The sequence below is a fragment of the Sphingomonas sp. SUN019 genome (assembly GCF_024758705.1).
Taxonomy (GTDB): Bacteria; Pseudomonadota; Alphaproteobacteria; order Sphingomonadales; family Sphingomonadaceae; genus Sphingomonas.
Window position 1 is genome coordinate 1,070,785 of the sequence record NZ_CP096971.1, and the last position, 14,955, is coordinate 1,085,739.

At 65.3% G+C, this 14,955-nt stretch carries 21 protein-coding genes; 9 read left to right on the top strand and 12 right to left on the bottom strand.

All coding sequences use genetic code 11. The annotated features are described in order from the left end of the window. Positions 1-12: 12 nt before the first annotated feature. Positions 13-906 (bottom strand): LysR family transcriptional regulator, encoded by an 894-nt coding sequence (locus M0208_RS05130; protein ID WP_258890655.1) that lies wholly within the window; start codon positions 904-906, stop codon positions 13-15. A gap of 195 nt (positions 907-1,101) precedes the next feature. Between M0208_RS05130 and M0208_RS05135 the strand changes: the two genes are divergently transcribed. From M0208_RS05135 to M0208_RS05175, 9 genes are all read left to right on the top strand, one after another. Further along, entirely contained in the window at positions 1,102-1,707 is a 606-nt protein-coding gene (locus tag M0208_RS05135; protein ID WP_258890656.1) for a hydrolase, read from the top strand. 186 nt (positions 1,708-1,893) lie between these two features. Further along, on the top strand, positions 1,894-2,655 hold the full coding sequence (locus M0208_RS05140; RefSeq protein WP_258890657.1) for a MoaF-related domain-containing protein: 762 nt from the start codon (positions 1,894-1,896) through the stop codon (positions 2,653-2,655). Beyond that, a complete protein-coding gene (locus M0208_RS05145; RefSeq protein WP_258890658.1) occupies positions 2,652-3,482 on the top strand; it encodes an alpha/beta fold hydrolase in 831 nt (276 codons plus the stop codon). Before M0208_RS05140 ends, M0208_RS05145 begins: the two co-directional genes overlap by 4 nt. Before the next feature lie 37 nt (positions 3,483-3,519). Beyond that, positions 3,520-4,413, top strand: coding sequence for a pirin family protein (locus M0208_RS05150; protein WP_258890659.1), 894 nt, complete (start codon positions 3,520-3,522; stop codon positions 4,411-4,413). Positions 4,414-4,507: 94 nt separating this feature from the next. Then, complete coding sequence (locus M0208_RS05155) at positions 4,508-4,903, top strand: RidA family protein (RefSeq protein WP_258890660.1); 396 nt, start codon at positions 4,508-4,510, stop codon at positions 4,901-4,903. Positions 4,904-4,906: 3 nt separating this feature from the next. Continuing rightward, positions 4,907-5,074, top strand: coding sequence for a hypothetical protein (locus tag M0208_RS05160; protein WP_258890661.1), 168 nt, complete (start codon positions 4,907-4,909; stop codon positions 5,072-5,074). Between the two features lie 14 nt (positions 5,075-5,088). Continuing rightward, positions 5,089-5,433 (top strand): hypothetical protein, encoded by a 345-nt coding sequence (locus M0208_RS05165; protein ID WP_258890662.1) that lies wholly within the window; start codon positions 5,089-5,091, stop codon positions 5,431-5,433. 135 nt (positions 5,434-5,568) lie between these two features. Beyond that, positions 5,569-5,715, top strand: a complete 147-nt coding sequence (locus M0208_RS05170; RefSeq protein WP_258890663.1) for a hypothetical protein — start codon at positions 5,569-5,571, stop codon at positions 5,713-5,715. 205 nt (positions 5,716-5,920) lie between these two features. Next, positions 5,921-6,313: a hypothetical protein gene (locus M0208_RS05175; RefSeq protein ID WP_258890664.1), complete on the top strand. Its 393-nt coding sequence runs from the start codon at positions 5,921-5,923 to the stop codon at positions 6,311-6,313. A gap of 227 nt (positions 6,314-6,540) precedes the next feature. Here M0208_RS05175 and M0208_RS05180 read toward each other — a convergent pair whose 3' ends face one another. The 11 genes from M0208_RS05180 to M0208_RS05230 form a co-directional block, all read right to left on the bottom strand. After that, the gene (locus tag M0208_RS05180) at positions 6,541-6,966 is read right to left on the bottom strand and encodes a CopG family transcriptional regulator (protein WP_258890665.1); all 426 of its coding nucleotides are present in this window, start codon (positions 6,964-6,966) and stop codon (positions 6,541-6,543) included. 9 nt (positions 6,967-6,975) lie between these two features. Beyond that, positions 6,976-8,949, bottom strand: a complete 1,974-nt coding sequence (locus M0208_RS05185; RefSeq protein ID WP_258890666.1) for a conjugal transfer protein TraG — start codon at positions 8,947-8,949, stop codon at positions 6,976-6,978. Between the two features lie 14 nt (positions 8,950-8,963). Next, positions 8,964-10,724, bottom strand: a complete 1,761-nt coding sequence (locus M0208_RS05190) for a DUF3363 domain-containing protein (protein WP_258890667.1) — start codon at positions 10,722-10,724, stop codon at positions 8,964-8,966. A gap of 235 nt (positions 10,725-10,959) precedes the next feature. Beyond that, positions 10,960-11,724: a lytic transglycosylase domain-containing protein gene (locus M0208_RS05195; protein ID WP_408988136.1), complete on the bottom strand. Its 765-nt coding sequence runs from the start codon at positions 11,722-11,724 to the stop codon at positions 10,960-10,962. 151 nt (positions 11,725-11,875) lie between these two features. Further along, complete coding sequence (locus M0208_RS05200; protein WP_258890669.1) at positions 11,876-12,208, bottom strand: DUF736 domain-containing protein; 333 nt, start codon at positions 12,206-12,208, stop codon at positions 11,876-11,878. Positions 12,209-12,244: 36 nt separating this feature from the next. After that, on the bottom strand, positions 12,245-12,790 hold the full coding sequence (locus M0208_RS05205; protein ID WP_258890670.1) for a S26 family signal peptidase: 546 nt from the start codon (positions 12,788-12,790) through the stop codon (positions 12,245-12,247). After that, positions 12,787-13,293, bottom strand: coding sequence for a DUF2840 domain-containing protein (locus tag M0208_RS05210; protein WP_258890671.1), 507 nt, complete (start codon positions 13,291-13,293; stop codon positions 12,787-12,789). The genes M0208_RS05205 and M0208_RS05210 overlap by 4 nt, the downstream gene beginning before the upstream one ends. Beyond that, the gene (locus tag M0208_RS05215) at positions 13,290-13,556 is read right to left on the bottom strand and encodes an AlpA family transcriptional regulator (RefSeq protein ID WP_015459426.1); all 267 of its coding nucleotides are present in this window, start codon (positions 13,554-13,556) and stop codon (positions 13,290-13,292) included. The genes M0208_RS05210 and M0208_RS05215 overlap by 4 nt, the downstream gene beginning before the upstream one ends. Positions 13,557-13,686: 130 nt before the next feature. Further along, positions 13,687-14,367 carry a DUF2285 domain-containing protein gene (locus M0208_RS05220; protein ID WP_408988137.1) on the bottom strand — a complete coding sequence of 227 codons (681 nt, stop codon included), beginning with the start codon at positions 14,365-14,367 and terminating at the stop codon, positions 13,687-13,689. Beyond that, positions 14,249-14,638 carry a transcriptional regulator domain-containing protein gene (locus tag M0208_RS18470; RefSeq protein WP_309546982.1) on the bottom strand — a complete coding sequence of 130 codons (390 nt, stop codon included), beginning with the start codon at positions 14,636-14,638 and terminating at the stop codon, positions 14,249-14,251. The genes M0208_RS05220 and M0208_RS18470 overlap by 119 nt, the downstream gene beginning before the upstream one ends. Beyond that, on the bottom strand, positions 14,614-14,886 hold the full coding sequence (locus M0208_RS05230) for a DUF2285 domain-containing protein (RefSeq protein ID WP_258890674.1): 273 nt from the start codon (positions 14,884-14,886) through the stop codon (positions 14,614-14,616). Before M0208_RS05230 ends, M0208_RS18470 begins: the two co-directional genes overlap by 25 nt. Positions 14,887-14,955: the final 69 nt, after the last annotated feature.

Consider the following 14,955-nt stretch of genomic DNA (forward strand, 5'->3'; position numbering starts at 1 on the left):
GCTATCCCAAAACTACGGCGCGGCTTCCGCGTCCTGCGGCGAATTTGCAAAGCAAGCGATCAGCAGTTCGATAAGAACTCGTATCTTCCGCGACGGATGCTGACCCGGCGGGCGTACGACATATGCGCCCGCTGGCGGTGGCGGATAAGCGGTCATTACCGGCACCAGCGCGCCGGACGCGACATACTCATTAGTGAGGCCGTCAGGAAGCCACGCGATCCCGAGTCCGGCTGTCGCGGCGGCGATCAGAGCAACTGCGTTGTCTGCCTTGAAGCGACCCTGCGGATGAACCGTGACGATCTTGTTCCCATCCATGAATTGCCAGGTTTCGGTGCCCTGCATGAGTGCTTGATGATCAACCACCTCGTCCAGCGTCGCCGGCGCCCCGTGCGCCTTGATGTACGCGGGACTTGCGACGAGCTTGCCGAAGATTGGCCCAATTCGTCTTGCAACCAGGTTCGAGTCCTGCAGATAGCCGACCCGTATCGCGCAGTCATAACCTTCCGCGATGAGATCGACGAAGCGATCCGTATAGCAGGTATGAACGTGCAACTCCGGGTGCTGCTTTGCCATTTCCGCAATCACGGGGGCGAAGTGCGTCGGACCGAAGGAAAGTGGCGCAGCGATCCGCAAGCGTCCGCGAAGCTCGCCAGCGGGCAGGATCGTTTCTCTGGCCACGTCGATCTCGGCAGCAACCCTTGCCGCATGGTCCCGGAACATCGCCCCGGCCTCCGTCAGCGCCGCGCCACGGGTCGTTCGGGCAAGGAGCTGAACACCGAGCTCCGCTTCAAGCCGAAAAAGCCGCCGGCTGACGATCGACTTGGAGACGCCGAGCCGGCGGGCAGCGGGCGAGACGCCGCCGGCATCGGCAACTGCCACAAACGTCTCTAGCTCTTCGATATCCAACTTGGCGTTCCGTTTTCCGCGACACAGCTAGTCAGAAGGGGACGCTACCGCATCGCAAATAGGAATGACAAGGTTCGTCCAGGTGGCGCCGTGAAAGGCGCACGCCGTCAAACAACCAGTTCCAACGCATTATGACGGAGGATTGTCATGACCTTTCGCAACGGCCTCAATTCGCTTCTTCGTCCCGAAGATTCGGTGCTCGTCCTGATCGATCATCAGCCGTATCAGCTTGCAAACCTTAACAGCCACGATCCGCAGGCCGTAGTCAGCAACACGACGGCGCTCGCCAAGGTCGCCAAGGTGTTCGGGGTGCCCACGATTCTGACCAGCGTCATCGCTGCTCGCGGCGGCGTGATCTTCCCGCATATCACCGAAGTGTTTCCGGGCCAGGAGGTGATCGACCGGACCTTCATCAACACCTGGGAGGATCAGACGGTCGTTGACGCAGTGAAAGCAACCGGCCGCAAGCAGCTGATCATCGCGGGCCTTTGGACCGAAATCTGCGTCGCCATGCCCGCGATCCAGGCAGCGGGCGAGGGCTGGGACGTGACGGTCATCACCGACGCTTCGGGGGGCACGTCGATCGAGGCACATGAAGTTGCTATCCAGCGCATGATCGCGGCCGGCATCAACATGATGACGTGGTTGGCCTTGGCGTCCGAATGGCAACGCGACTGGGCGCGGACCGAGACTGCGACCGACCTGAACGACGCCCTAAAGTATCACATTGGCGGCAGCGCAATCGCCTATCTCTGGGAGCAGCAGCTGCTCAACACCCCGGTGCCGGCCGAGGCGGGATGATTATGGCGGGGATGCCGAGGACCATGAGCGATCTGCTCCGACCAGACTGATCGGTCATCGGGCTGCGTCGTCCCCGTTTCACCCGGCCGACTGCGTAAACCTGGGCGCAGCTCCGGTCGCCATCGCTCCCACGACTGGCGCTGCTCGGACCTCGCACTCCACCGCCACGTACAAAGGACTGTGAAAATGACGATGGAGCACTTTCCCATCGGACAGGAAATGGACGTCGCCTATCCGAATTTCGAGGTGAGCCTGACCCTGCTCTCAGCTACCCAACTACGGTTCGAGATCAAGGAAGGGCCGCTAGCCCGGACCGAGACCGTCGATATTCAGGTCGTTCCCCTCGGCAACAGCATCTTCGCTGTAAGTTGGCAGGAAAAGGACGGGGCGACCGTCACGAACGTCCAAAACTATGACCGCGGCCTAGTTCATTCATTCGCCACGCTGCCAAGCGGCGAGTTCATTCGGATGACCGGTCCGATCTCGGTAACCCGGCCCGCGCAACGGGTCTCGGACGATCGTCCACAGCGGAACAAGGCGTTAGTAATCGAGGCAATGACCTCGCTTTTCCAGCGCCATGATGTCTCGGCGGTGGAGCAGCACTACGCTGCCGACTACATCCAGCACAATCCCAGCATTCCGCAGGGACGCGATGCCCTGCAAACCCTCGTCGCCGGTCTGTCGCAGGACGTCTATTACGAGCCCGGGCTGATCGTCGCCGAAGGCGATCTCGTCGCCATTCACGGCCGCATTCGTGGTTGGGCGGACGTGCCGCAGGTCGTGGTCGACCTTTTCCGGATCGAAGACGGCAAGCTGGCCGAGCATTGGGACGTCCTGCAGGACGAGGTGCCAGTGACGATGGCCTTGGGCGGCGTCGCGATGTTCGATTCCGACGAAGGGCTCGCTCAATCCTTGCCGACTCCAAAGAGCAAAGGACGAAAGCCATGACGACGATCACGACGCAGGACGGCGCCCGGATCTTTTTCAAGGATTGGGGACCGAAGGACGCTCAGCCCATCGTTTTCCACCACGGCTGGCCGCTCAGCGCGGACGACTGGGACAACCAAATGCTGTTCTTCTTCGGCGAGGGCTATCGCGTGGTCGCGCATGACCGGCGCGGTCACGGGCGCTCCGACCAGACCGACACGGGGAACGACATGGACACCTACGCGGCGGACGTCGCGGAGCTTGCCCGAGCGCTCGACCTTAAGAACGCAGTCCACGTCGGGCATTCGACCGGCGGCGGCGAAGTGATCCGCTACGTCGCCCGCAGCGAGCCTGGTCGCGTCGCGAAAGCCGTTCTCATCGGCGCAGTGCCGCCGATCATGCTGGCGACGGAGCGATATCCGGGCGGCCTGCCGATGGCGGTGTTCGACAGCTTTCGCGAAGCGCTTATCCGCAACCGCGCGCAGTTCTTCCTCGAAGTCCCGACCGGCCCCTTCTACGGCTTCAACCGGGAGGGTGCGGAGGTCAGCGAAGGGCTGATCCGGAACTGGTGGCGGCAGGGCATGATGGGCGGCGCAAAGGCCCAGTACGACTGCATCGTCGCCTTCTCCGAAACAGACTTTACCGAGGATCTGCAAGCGGTCTCGCTGCCTGTCCTGCTGATGCATGGCGAAGACGATCAGGTGGTTCCGATCGACGCGTCCGCCCGCAAGGCGATCAAGCTGCTGCCGAACGGCATGCTGAAGACATATCCGAGCCTGTCGCACGGCCTGTTCGCCACCCACCCCGAACTCATCAACGCCGACCTGCTGGCGTTCATCAAAGCATGACCCGAGCCGACGGCCCGGCCCGGTCAGGAGAGGCAGTATGATTGAAATGGTGATTGAGCAGCGGCGTCGCGACCTCGGCGGCGGCCTCGCGGTGGGGCGCGTGCTGCCCTTTGCGAAGCGGCGCATGGTCGGCCCCTTCATTTTCTTCGATCATATGGGGCCGATGGACCTCGCGCCCGGCATTGACCGCAGCGTGGACGTCCGCCCGCACCCGCACATCGGCCTGTCGACCGTAAGCTATCTGTTCGCCGGCGAGATCATGCATCGGGACAGCCTCGGCTACGACCAAGCGATCCGGCCGCATGAGGTCAACTGGATGACCGCCGGTCGCGGCATTACGCATAGTGAGCGCTTCGAGCGCGCGCGGGCGCAGGGCGATCGCGTTCACGGTATCCAGGCCTGGGTCGCGTTGCCGGTTGAGATGGAAGAGACCTCGCCTTCCTTCTCGCATCATGCGGGGAGCGATCTTCCGCAGTGGAACGAAGCCGGGGTGGTCGGCCACCTCATCGCCGGAAGCGCCTACGGTCTGACGGCTGGCGCTACAACGCATTCGCCGCTGTTCTACGCGCATCTCGATATTGCGCGTGGCGCGATTGCGGAGATCCCCAGCGGTCACAAGGAGCGCGCGCTCTACATCGCGACGGGCACCTTAGAAGCGGATGGAAGGCGCTACGAGGCTGGCAGGTTGCTGGTGCTCGGCAAGGCTGCTTCGAGCGTGCGGGCGCTGGAGACATCGACGATCATGGTCCTCGGCGGCGAGCCGGTCGGCGAACGCTTCATCTACTGGAACTTCGTGTCGTCTTCGCAGGACCGGCTCGCGCAGGCGGCATCGGACTGGAAGGCGGGACGGATGAAACTGCCGGATGCCGACGATCAGGAGTTCATTCCGCTGCCGGACGAGCCGGCTCCGCCTGTACCGGCAATGTCATGAAGAGTCCGCCCCGAGGCTATCGCCGACGTATAATTTACCAGCGGTCAAAAGCATCATCGCCTCGCGCCGACCCCTTGTTCGAAAGATTCTCATCATGTCCCAACGGCAAGCAATCTTCCCGGTCAACCGCCACGAACTTTACGATCAGCACCGTTATTCCGCCGCGATCCGCTCAGGGGATCTCTTGTTCGTTTCTGGACAGGTCGGAAGCCGTGAAGACGGCTCACCCGAGCCGGAGTTCGAGGCTCAAACCCGGCTGGCGTTCCAGAACCTTGCGGCGGTGCTGGAGGCGGCTGGCTGCACGTTCGCCGATGTCATCGACGTGACTAGCTTTCACACCCACCCCGAGGCTCAGTTTGAAACCGTCATGGCTGTTCGCGAGGAGGTGATTGGTGATCCTCCTTATCCGAACTGGACAGCGGTCGGGGTGAATTGGCTCGCTGGATTTGATTTCGAGATCAAGGTCATTGCGCGCATCCCCGAATCTTGAGCCATGCTGACGCTGTACGACCCGCTCGTCCTGCTCGTCGCGGTCGGCAAATCGACAGATCTCCCTGCGCCACTCGTTTCCCATCGCCTCGCTGTTGAAATGCTCTTTCGGCGCTTCAGCCGCCCGCAGTCACGGCGCAACGGGTCGCACCAATGGAATAAAGTCCACTGAAGGAAACAAACAGAATGAAAGATCGACCCAGCTTGCACGCCCTTCAATCCACACTGTCGCTCGGTCTTGTCGCCTTGCTAGGCATCAGCCTGGCCGGCTGTATGTCGGGCGCCGAGCGGCGACAGGTAAATCTAGCGGAAGACGGGAACACCTGCTCGAGCTTCGGCGCACGCTATGGCTCCCCCGCCTATAATGACTGCATGCTCGCGCAGCAGCGTCGGCGCGACCTGAAGCAGATCGAAGAACTGGAGAAAACCCGCCTGACAACTGAGATCGCCAGAGATGCTCAAATCATGGCCGATCGTGCGCGCAAGCAGCGCTGCGATCGTGACCCGGACCGGCGCGAATGCCAGCGATGACCGTTGTCCGCGCTAACGCCGCAGTCCGGTACGGAAACAGCGCTGGAGACCCAATATTGTAGCCGAGCGGCAGAGGTCGAGACGGCCTTTGGCATCGTGCTCGTAGTGCGCGGCGAACTTGGATGGAGAGATCATATGAAATGGGAATATTTGGCGATCGAAGAGCGGCTCGACTCGGCCAAGCTGAGCGAGTTGGGTAGTCAGAGCTGGGAGCTAGTGACGGTTGTATCCCCCGGGCATTTCGTGCTGCACTATTTTTTCAAGCGTATGCTGAACGCGTAACGGCATTGTGCAAGATCACCCTATGGAAAGGGTATCCTCGCACCCGCGGTAGCCTTGCTGATCGGCAAGCTGCCAGCTGTTAGAATTGCCGAGGATCGGCATTGGTAGAGCTTGTTGAGCCAAATGTCAGCCTCATGAAGGTCGCCGCCCCTGAACAAGCACACTAGTTTATCCGAAAGGACGATCATTGACTTTCCAAGAGGAAATGGCCGGGTTCTTTGTCGAATATGTCGCAGCGTTCGCCCGTAACGAGCCCGACGCGCTCAGCGAGCTTTGGGACGCTGTTGGACTGTTCCCATCGCCAACCGGCAACTTCGCGATGCAACGGGAGGCGTTTCGTGACCACTGCGTGACGTTGATGGATTTCTACCGCGAGCAGGGCATCGTTCGGCCCGTGGGGGCGCTGCTTGCCGCGAATGAACTCTTCCCGAATGTCGCTCAAGCACGCTTGGCATACCGAATGCTCGGCGAGGGTGATGAACTCGTCGCCGAATGGGAGCACGTCTATATCCTGCGCCGTACTGACCGCTGGCGCGTTTCGTTGACGATCGCAGATGGTGAAATGGCAGCGTGGGCCGCCAAAGGCGCGGAACTATAAACTGCGGCCTGTATTGCGCCAGCCGCCTTCAACTCACTCATGTCGAGAAGCCGGGCGATACGGCGAAGAAGGTGGTCGCGCGGTACAGCCACCTGCGGTTTCTGCAGCGCCAGAAGGGTCAGAACCCCGACTCATAATGTCCGCTCTAAAGATTACCTAACTGCGTCGGCTTTGACCGCCTATCGGTGCTTTCTGAGGTGAGCTTTCACCCTGACAGACTTTCGTTTTCAATCTGGCGCATGCTCTTGTTTCGGCCAGACATCTTCCGGGATCTCGTCCATCAACGTCTTGCCGCTGGCGAAACGCCTGCCGAGCGTCTCGACAAAGCCCTCGTATCGTTTGCGCCCCTTAACCTGTGCGGCCGCCTGTTCTTCGTCTGGCAGCGGTGGGGTGACGGACAGCCAGAACCTCACGAACAGCGTTAGCGCTTCGGTCGTGAGCCCGGTGTTGCGCTCAAGCCGCTGGACCTGACGCGACAAGCGATCAAGCCGCCGGGCGAACGCCGCCTCCATCCGGTCGGCGCCGTCTGGCGAAAGGTAGGACGCCACGGCAGCCTCCACGATCGCTGAGCGCGAGATGCGGCGGCGGATCGCCAGCTCATCCACCTGCTTGGCGAGCGCGGGCGGGAAATAGACGTTGAGCCTGACACGCATGATTGTCCCCTACAGGTCGATACCGTCGCTCGGATCGAGCGACGCCTGCCGAGCGAGCCCCTGCATCCGGCGACGCACCGCCGCTTGCCAGGCCGCGTCGTCTTGCTCGTCGTCGACGATCGCGAACTCCTGGGCCGCCGGCGGCGGGGTCTCGGGCGCGATTGCGACATGCTCAGGCAACTCGGGCTCGCGGCGCAGCCCACCATTGGCCGCGTCCTCCGCGTCACGGACGATGCGCGCGACCTGCTTCGGATCGGCGGATGCCTGCCGCCCGGTCCAATCGTCGGGCCTGACCTTGGCCGCCTGCGGCGCTGGCGCCCGCGCAATCCGCTCGGACAGGCGGCGATCCTGGTAGTAGCGAGCCTTCTTCGCGCGGATCGGATGGACGCCCGCCACCATGACGATCTCGTCGTCGGGCGGAAGCTGCATCACCTCGCCGGGAGTGAGAAGCTGGCGAGCGGTCTCCGACCGCGACACCATCAGGTGCCCGAGCCACGGCGACAGGCGATGCCCGGCATAGTTCTTCATCGCCCGCATCTCGGTGGCGGTGCCGAGCGCATCCGACACGCGCTTGGCGGTGCGTTCGTCGTTGGTGGCGAAGCTCACGCGGACATGGCAGTTGTCGAGGATCGCGTTGTTCGGGCCGTAAGCCTTCTCGATCTGGTTGAGCGACTGCGCGATCAGGAATGCCTTGAGGCCGTAGCCCGCCATGAACGCCAGGGCGGATTCGAAGAAGTCGAGCCGGCCGAGCGCCGGAAACTCGTCGAGCATTAACAGCACGCGATGGCGATTGCCCTTGGGCGTCAGCTCCTCGGTCAGCCGGCGCCCGATCTGGTTGAGAATGAGGCGGATCAGCGGCTTGGTGCGCGAGATGTCGCTGGGCGGCACGACCAGATAGAGCGTCGCCGGCCGATCCCCCTCGACCAGATCCGATATGCGCCACTGACATGCTCGCGTCACCTGCGCCACGACGGGATCGCGGTAGAGGCCGAGGAACGACATGGCGGTGCTCAGAACGCCCGATCGCTCGTTGTCCGACTTGTTCAGCAGTTCGCGCGCCGCGCTGGCGACAACGAGATGCACCCCGGCATCGCCAAGGTGCGGCGTCGCCATCATCGCGGCCAAGGTCTGCTCGATCGTGCGCCCCGGGTCTGAGAGGAACCCGGCGACACCGGCTAGGGTCTTATCGGCCTCAGCATAGAGGACGTGAAGGATCGCGCCGACCAGCAGCGAGTGGGAGGTTTTCTCCCAATGGTTCCGGCGCTCCAGCGACCCTTCGGGATCGACCAGAACGTCGGCAACATTCTGCACGTCGCGGACCTCCCATTGGCCGCGCCGCACCTCCAGCAACGGATTGTAGGCGGCCGACTCCGCATTGGTCGGATCGAACAGCAGCACGCGGCCGTGCCGCGCTCGGAAACCGGCGGTCAGCGTCCAGTTCTCGCCCTTGATGTCGTGGACGATCGCCGATGCCGGCCAGGTCAGCAGCGACGGCACGACCAGGCCGACGCCCTTGCCCGAACGGGTCGGGGCGAAGCACAGCACATGCTCGGGGCCGTCGTGACGGAGATAGTTGCGGGCGAGCCTGCCGAGCATGACACCGTTCGGCCCCAGCAATCCGGCCGCGCGCACCTCCCGCTCGGTCGCCCAGCGTGCCGAGCCGTAGGTCTCGGCGTTCTTCAACTCGCGTGCGCGCCACACCGACATGCCGATGGCGACGGCGATCGACACGAACCCGCCCGACGCGGCGATGAACGCGCCGGTCTTAAAGATGTCGGGCGCATAGGCGTCGAAGCTGAACCACCACCAGAAATAGGCCGGCGGCGGATAGATGCGCCACCCGAAAGCCGCGAACCACGGCGGCCCCAGCTCGGGCTGGTAGGCGAGTGCGGCGGCGGTCCACTGCGTCGCGCCCCACACTCCGGCGAGCACGATCAGGAACACGATGATGATCTGGCCCCAAAGTATCTTGGTCGCGGACACGGAGTTCTCCTGATTCAGATGCCGAGGCCGCGCTTCCGGCCGAGCGTCCAGTCGATGCCGCCGCCGGCGCGGATGATTCCGGACACCTGACGGCCGAGCTGCTGTTCGAGGGTGCTGGCCCAGGGCACGAGCCGGAAGCCGAGGCCGTCGTCGATCATGGCGAAGCGGCCGGATGCGAGCGCAAGACGCTGGCGGACGATGCCGGCGATCTTCTCGCCCGACGCGGCGGGGCGGTAGGCAAGCCCGGTCTCGCCCGCGATCTTCGCGCCTACGGAGTCCAACTCGCGCTTCCGCAGCGTGTCGAGCATTCCGCTCTCGAACACCGCGCGGTCGCCGAAGCGACGCGCCAATCCCTCGCGGACGAGATGATCGGTGCGCGCGTCCATCGCTTTGCGCACCTCCGCGCCGAATCCGCCGTCCGCGACATCGGCGCCGCGCTCGATCAGACGATGGTCGAGCCAGGTCGCGCCGGGCGCCTTGACCTGTGCAGCAAGGTCGAGGTCCGACCGCGTGGCGAGGATCAGCGTCGGCTTTTCCTCGCCGGGTCGGCCGACGCCGCGCAGTTCGACGATGCCGCCGAGCTTGGGGCTATGCTCCAGCGCCTCGATGCCGGGCAGCCGGACATGATGTGTGCGGCCATCCGTTCCGTCGATAACGGCATAGGCCGTGCCGGTCAGTTCGTCGTGCAATCCCTTGTCGATCAGCCGGCCAGCGATCGGCTTCTCGGGCGGGCCGCTGACAACGGCGTAGCTGTCGAGCGGCCGGGTCTGTCCGCGATCCTTGAGCGCCGCGCCGATCGTGCGGATAATGTCGCCGCGGGTGCCCAGCTCGCGCAGCTTCGCCGCCGCGCCCTCAGCCACCGCCCATTGGCCCGGATCGCCCTCGGCCGCGAGCCCCATCGTCTCCAGATGCTGCAACCGGCCGATCATCAAGCGGCGGAGGCGCGGATCGTCCGGGCCGGGCCGCTCGGGGCGCAGGTCGATCACGCCCAGCTCGTCGGCGGAGCGCTGGATCTCGGAATCGAGCCGGGTCCAGCGCTCGGCCGTCACCTCGCGGTCGAGCGCGCGCTGCACCTCATGCTCCGGCTTCGGCCCTAGTTCGGCGAAGGCCAGGTCTTGCGCGCGCGAGCGGAGATTGTGGCTGATGTAATCGCGGGAGATGACGAGATCGGTGCCCTGATCGGTAACGCCGCGCACGAGCAGATGGACGTGCGGATTGTCGGTGTTCCAATGATCGACCGCGACCCAATCGAGCCGCGTCCCCAGGTCCGCCTCCATCTGACGCATGAGGTCGCGCGTGTATTCGCGCAGGTCGGTCAGCTCGGCGGCGTCTTCGGGCGACACGATGACCCTGAAATGGTGCCGGTCATCCTTGCACCGCTCGGTGAAACCGCGATCGTCGGCGTTGTCGCCGGCCGCGTCGAACATCCGCGTCGGCGAGCCGTCGCGGGTGACGCCTTCGCGCTTCAAATAGCCGACGTGCGCGGACAGCGGCGCCGAGCGCCAGCCACCCCGGCTGCGGGTGGTCACGGGCAGCATCTTGACCATGACGCGGCGGCCCGAGCCGAACAGGCGGCTGCGAGCGAACGCGGTGCGTCCCCGGCCGAAGGTCGATCGCGCGCCCCGGCGCGCGCCGCTGGCGCTGCCACGCCGGCCGCCGCTATGGATCGCGGCGACGCGGAGCACTTCGGCGACTAGGCCGCGGGCATTGCGGCCTTGCGCCTTGCTACGCTTGGCCTTGCCCGGCCGGACGCGGAACTCGCTGTCCTCGCTCACGGCAGGGCGGCCTTCGGCCGAAAATGGCCTATGGTGCCATTCGAGGCGTTGTTATTGCTGGATTTTCCCTTCCGCGCGGCACGCGCGCCGACCGACGCCCCCGCGTGAAGCCACGGAAAAGCCTTGGCTTTTCGGCTGAACGGGGCGCTGCTTATATCTTGCCCTCGTCTGTCTCTGCCGTTTTCCTCCTTCCCAGCGCCCTTTCTTCGGACGGATGAAGGGGGCGACAGGCCGATCATTGCGGTCGGCCCGCGCGGGCGCGGGACACGAACAGCGTGTCGGCCGGATCGCTGGAAGAGGGAGCGACGGAGCGAAGGTCACCCGATGTCGGTTGATCGGTCGGCAGTTCGGACGCAGCTTCTTCGCCGTCCGACTGCGCGGCAACAGCTTCCGCCGCGGTGCTGGCGGTGCGAACGAACAGCGCCGCACGACGCCATGCGAACGGATCAGGCGTAGCAGTCGCCGCCACCTCCACCGTGCCCGATGCGCCCGTGATCGGCGCGAGCCGGGCGACGTAGCCGACCGTTTCGGGCGGCAGCGGACGGCCGCGCGACAGATAATCGTCGTAGCGGCCCGGCCCGGCATTGTAGGCCGCCAACATCGCCCCGGCGTTACCGTAGCGGTCGTGCATCGCGCGCAGATACCCCGCGCCCGCCATGATGTTGTCGCGCACGTCGAACGGATCAGGACCGAGGCCGTGCCGCGCGCGAAGATCGGCCCAGGTCGCGGGCATGATCTGCATCAAGCCCATCGCCCCTGCGCGCGAGACGGCGCGGGAGTTGCCACCGCTCTCGACGCGCATCACGGCCCATATCCAAGCCTCGGGAATACCGAAGCGACGCGCGGCCTCGGCGACATGACCGGCATACGGTGCGATGGCCGTCGATCGCGCGGCCGGCATATCTTGCGCCAACGCCGGGACAGACGCCGCACCGCCGGACAGCAGGAAAACGGCAACAACGACCGCCGATCCGACTCTGCTCCACCGCCAGCCTGCCAGCGTGCTCGCTGCGGTAAAGGGTGCGCGCGAAGCGCCGGCCTTCGGCCGCCCTTGACCTTCGCTGCGCGCCCCGGCCGGCCTGCGACAGAGCGGGACGAAGGGATGAGACGGTTTTCCCGCGAACAGAGGGATGAGTGGGAAGCGCACGGGCTCAGTCCTGCTCGCGCGACTTCGGCGGGCGGTTCCAACGCAGCGACCAAGCCGACTTGTCGGCGGTGCTCTGGAACAGCGCGGCGCGGATCGGCTGCGCGAAAGCGGGATCGTCGATGCGCAGCGAGACGTAATCCCCCGCGCGTTCGCCGGTCTCGTTCCAGCCCGCGCCGATCTCCGGGCCTTCGCCATCGCCGCGGTGGACGCGCCAGTCCGGCGCCTTGTCGGCGTCGCTCTGCTCGGCGGGTACGATCGAGATACGAATGTCGAGCGTCGCCGTCTCGATGATGCCTTCGTAGCCGTTGGCGGTGCGGAAGAAGCTGCCGATCTGCATGGGAATCTCCTTTGGGTTGGCAGTTGGGAAAGCGGGTCAGCGCCACACGAGCGGCGCGGTCGGGGAGTCGCGGGTTAGGATCGGGACGGCGCGGCCGAGCACGGTCGAGGCGGGCAGCGGACCGAAATATCGACCGTCCATGCTGTCGGCATGCTCGGGGTTGAGCATCAGCAACTCGCCGGCGCGCAGCGTTCGGCAGCCTTGCCAGACCGGCAGCGGCCGGCCCCGGCCGTCACGCTGCCGGGCGACGACGACGGGCCGCCCATCGACGCTCACCACTGCGTTGATGCGGCACACGATCTGCCCTGGCCGCGCCGCAACATGCTTCAGCAGCGGCACGCGCTCGCCGAGATAGCTGCGCTCCGCCAGCCATCGCGCCAGCGCCGGTGTCGGCGTCACGGCGACCAATGCTCGGTTCGGCGGATCGGGAAGCGGCTCGATCCGATAGAGCCCGATCGGCGCGCTCGCGCTGGCGTTCCAGACGACGCGCGGCAGCGGGTCGAGCACCGCAATCGCGGCGCACGACGCGCCGAACAGCGACGCGGCGGAGGCCGTCGCAATAGCCCATGTCCGGCGGCTCATCGTTCGATCTCCCGGCGCTTGAGCCAGGCGCGATGGCGCTCCAGCGTGTAGGGGCGCGGCGGTTGTCCGGCAGCGATGCGGTTGTGGACGTGCCGCCAATGATCCGGCGCGGCGTCGCAGGGATCGACGCCGGCCGCCTCGGTCGCGTCGATCGCGGCGAGCACTTGGCTGACCTTGGGCCAGCCCTCGATCTTGAGCAGGATGTTCCCGCCCGGCCGCACGAACGGGAGCGTCGTAAACGGCTCGTTCGCGCCGACCGCGCGCACGATGTCGATGCGCGAGCTGACCGTGCCGTAGTCGTTCGCCGCCCAGCGGACGAACGCGAAGATCGCGCCGGGGCGGAAGCGGACGATGCGGCGGCGGCGATCGACGATCTCGTCGACCGCGACACGGCCGAACCTGATCCAGTGCTCGATCCGCTTCTCGATCCACGTCAACTCGACGCGGGTCATGCCGTCGTCGGACGGCTGGCGATGCCGCATGGGCGACGGCAGGACGGTCATCGCCGGCTCCGGGCGATGGCCGAATCCGCGCGCGGCATGAGGTCGTCCTGTCCCGGATCGGAGGTCGAGTGCTTGATGCCGATGTCGGCCCAGGCGCGCAGATCATCGACCGAATAGACCACCCGGCCGCCGATCCGGCGGTATGCCGGGCCTGTCCCGAAATAGCGGTGCTTTTCGAGGGTGCGGCCGGACAGGCCGAGAAAGCGCGCGGCTTCCGGCGTGCGCAGGAAGCGGGGCGGCAGGTTGGTGGGCGTATCGGACAAGTGACGGCTCCTGCGGGCAGTGGCGGCAGGAGGCGTAATTGTCAGAAGGAAGGCGGTCGGGTGGGGTATGAAGATGTGCGGCTGCACGGATGCGACCACCCCCTAAAGGGTATCCCGCATGGGGCTCGGATCAGCGGATACGGAGGATTTTGCGGTAGTCACCGTTCATCATGGCGATGCCGTCGCGAACCAGGCGCACCACGAATGAGCGTGACGCCGACATTTTCCAGTCGCTGGCGGACAGCTTGGTCGCGTCGTCGCGCCCCAGCTCGGCCGCGATCTCGCGGTAGGTTGCGCCGCCGTGGCGCAGGTCGAGCGCGCGGAGCATCAGGTCGAGGCGTGCCAGCCGATAGGCGGTAAGCGGCCAGCCACGAGGCAGCGGCCCCGCCGCCCGGCCGAGAAGGCGGCGATGGAAGCGCAGCAGGCTGGCGATGCGGGTGATGAAATCTTTATCGAGCGGGACGACGGCCGCGAGCGGTCGGCCCGGCGTCGGATCCCGCAGCCATAACCGATGCTCGCCCGCCGCATCGGCGACGATGACATGGCGTCCCTCGACCCCGGCCAGGTCGGCGAGCAACGCGCCGAGCGCGCGCGGGTCGACCGGAGCGGCGATCTCGAATCCATCCGGTGCGGCGTCGAATATAACCGTGACGGCGGTCAGCTCCGGGCGCCAAACAACCGGGTCTGCAAGGTTATCCGGCGCAGTGGCGAAAGGACAACCCCCAGCGCCGCGCGAACGCCGCCTCGGCGGCGTTCTTCGCGACGGCGCCGTCCGCGATGCGTTGCTGCATCTGCGCGTGTTCGGCGCGATATGTCCGGTTTCGCCGAAGGAACTCGGCGGCTATGTCGGCGCGCCCGATCGCGTCGGACAGACCGCCGTCGCGTCGCTGGCGCCGTCGTTGCGGCGTTGGCATTGCTACCTCCAGGCCGCGCTTCGCGCGGGTAAGAGGTGCGAGAATGGAATAACCAGCTTTGCGCGATAGCGCCAAGACCGCGCACAACCATGCCGACAACGCGGCGGCATTGGTGATCCAGTTGCTCCAAAACGGACCAAAGATTAACGGGTTAGCGGCGCATTGCATCCGAGAAGATGGGCGTAGCCGACTTCTGTCATCCAGCGGGCGCGGGCGAGATGGCTAGCGTGCATCGCCTTGGCCTTGTGCGGATCGGCGGTGGCGTCCACGCCAAGAATAGACGCAGCGACCTCGCGCCAGTCGGCACCTTCGGCGTCCGCGTCGAGCAAGCGCAAATAGTCGATGAGGTGACTTTCATCATAGGCCGTGAGTTGCGATACTTCCGGCGCGCGGTCGTCGAAGTGGCTGGTGCTCATGGCGCGCACGTCCTGTTCTTCGTTAACCAGTTTAGCTCAAATCCTCGCGCCAGTGATGCGCAAGTCGTG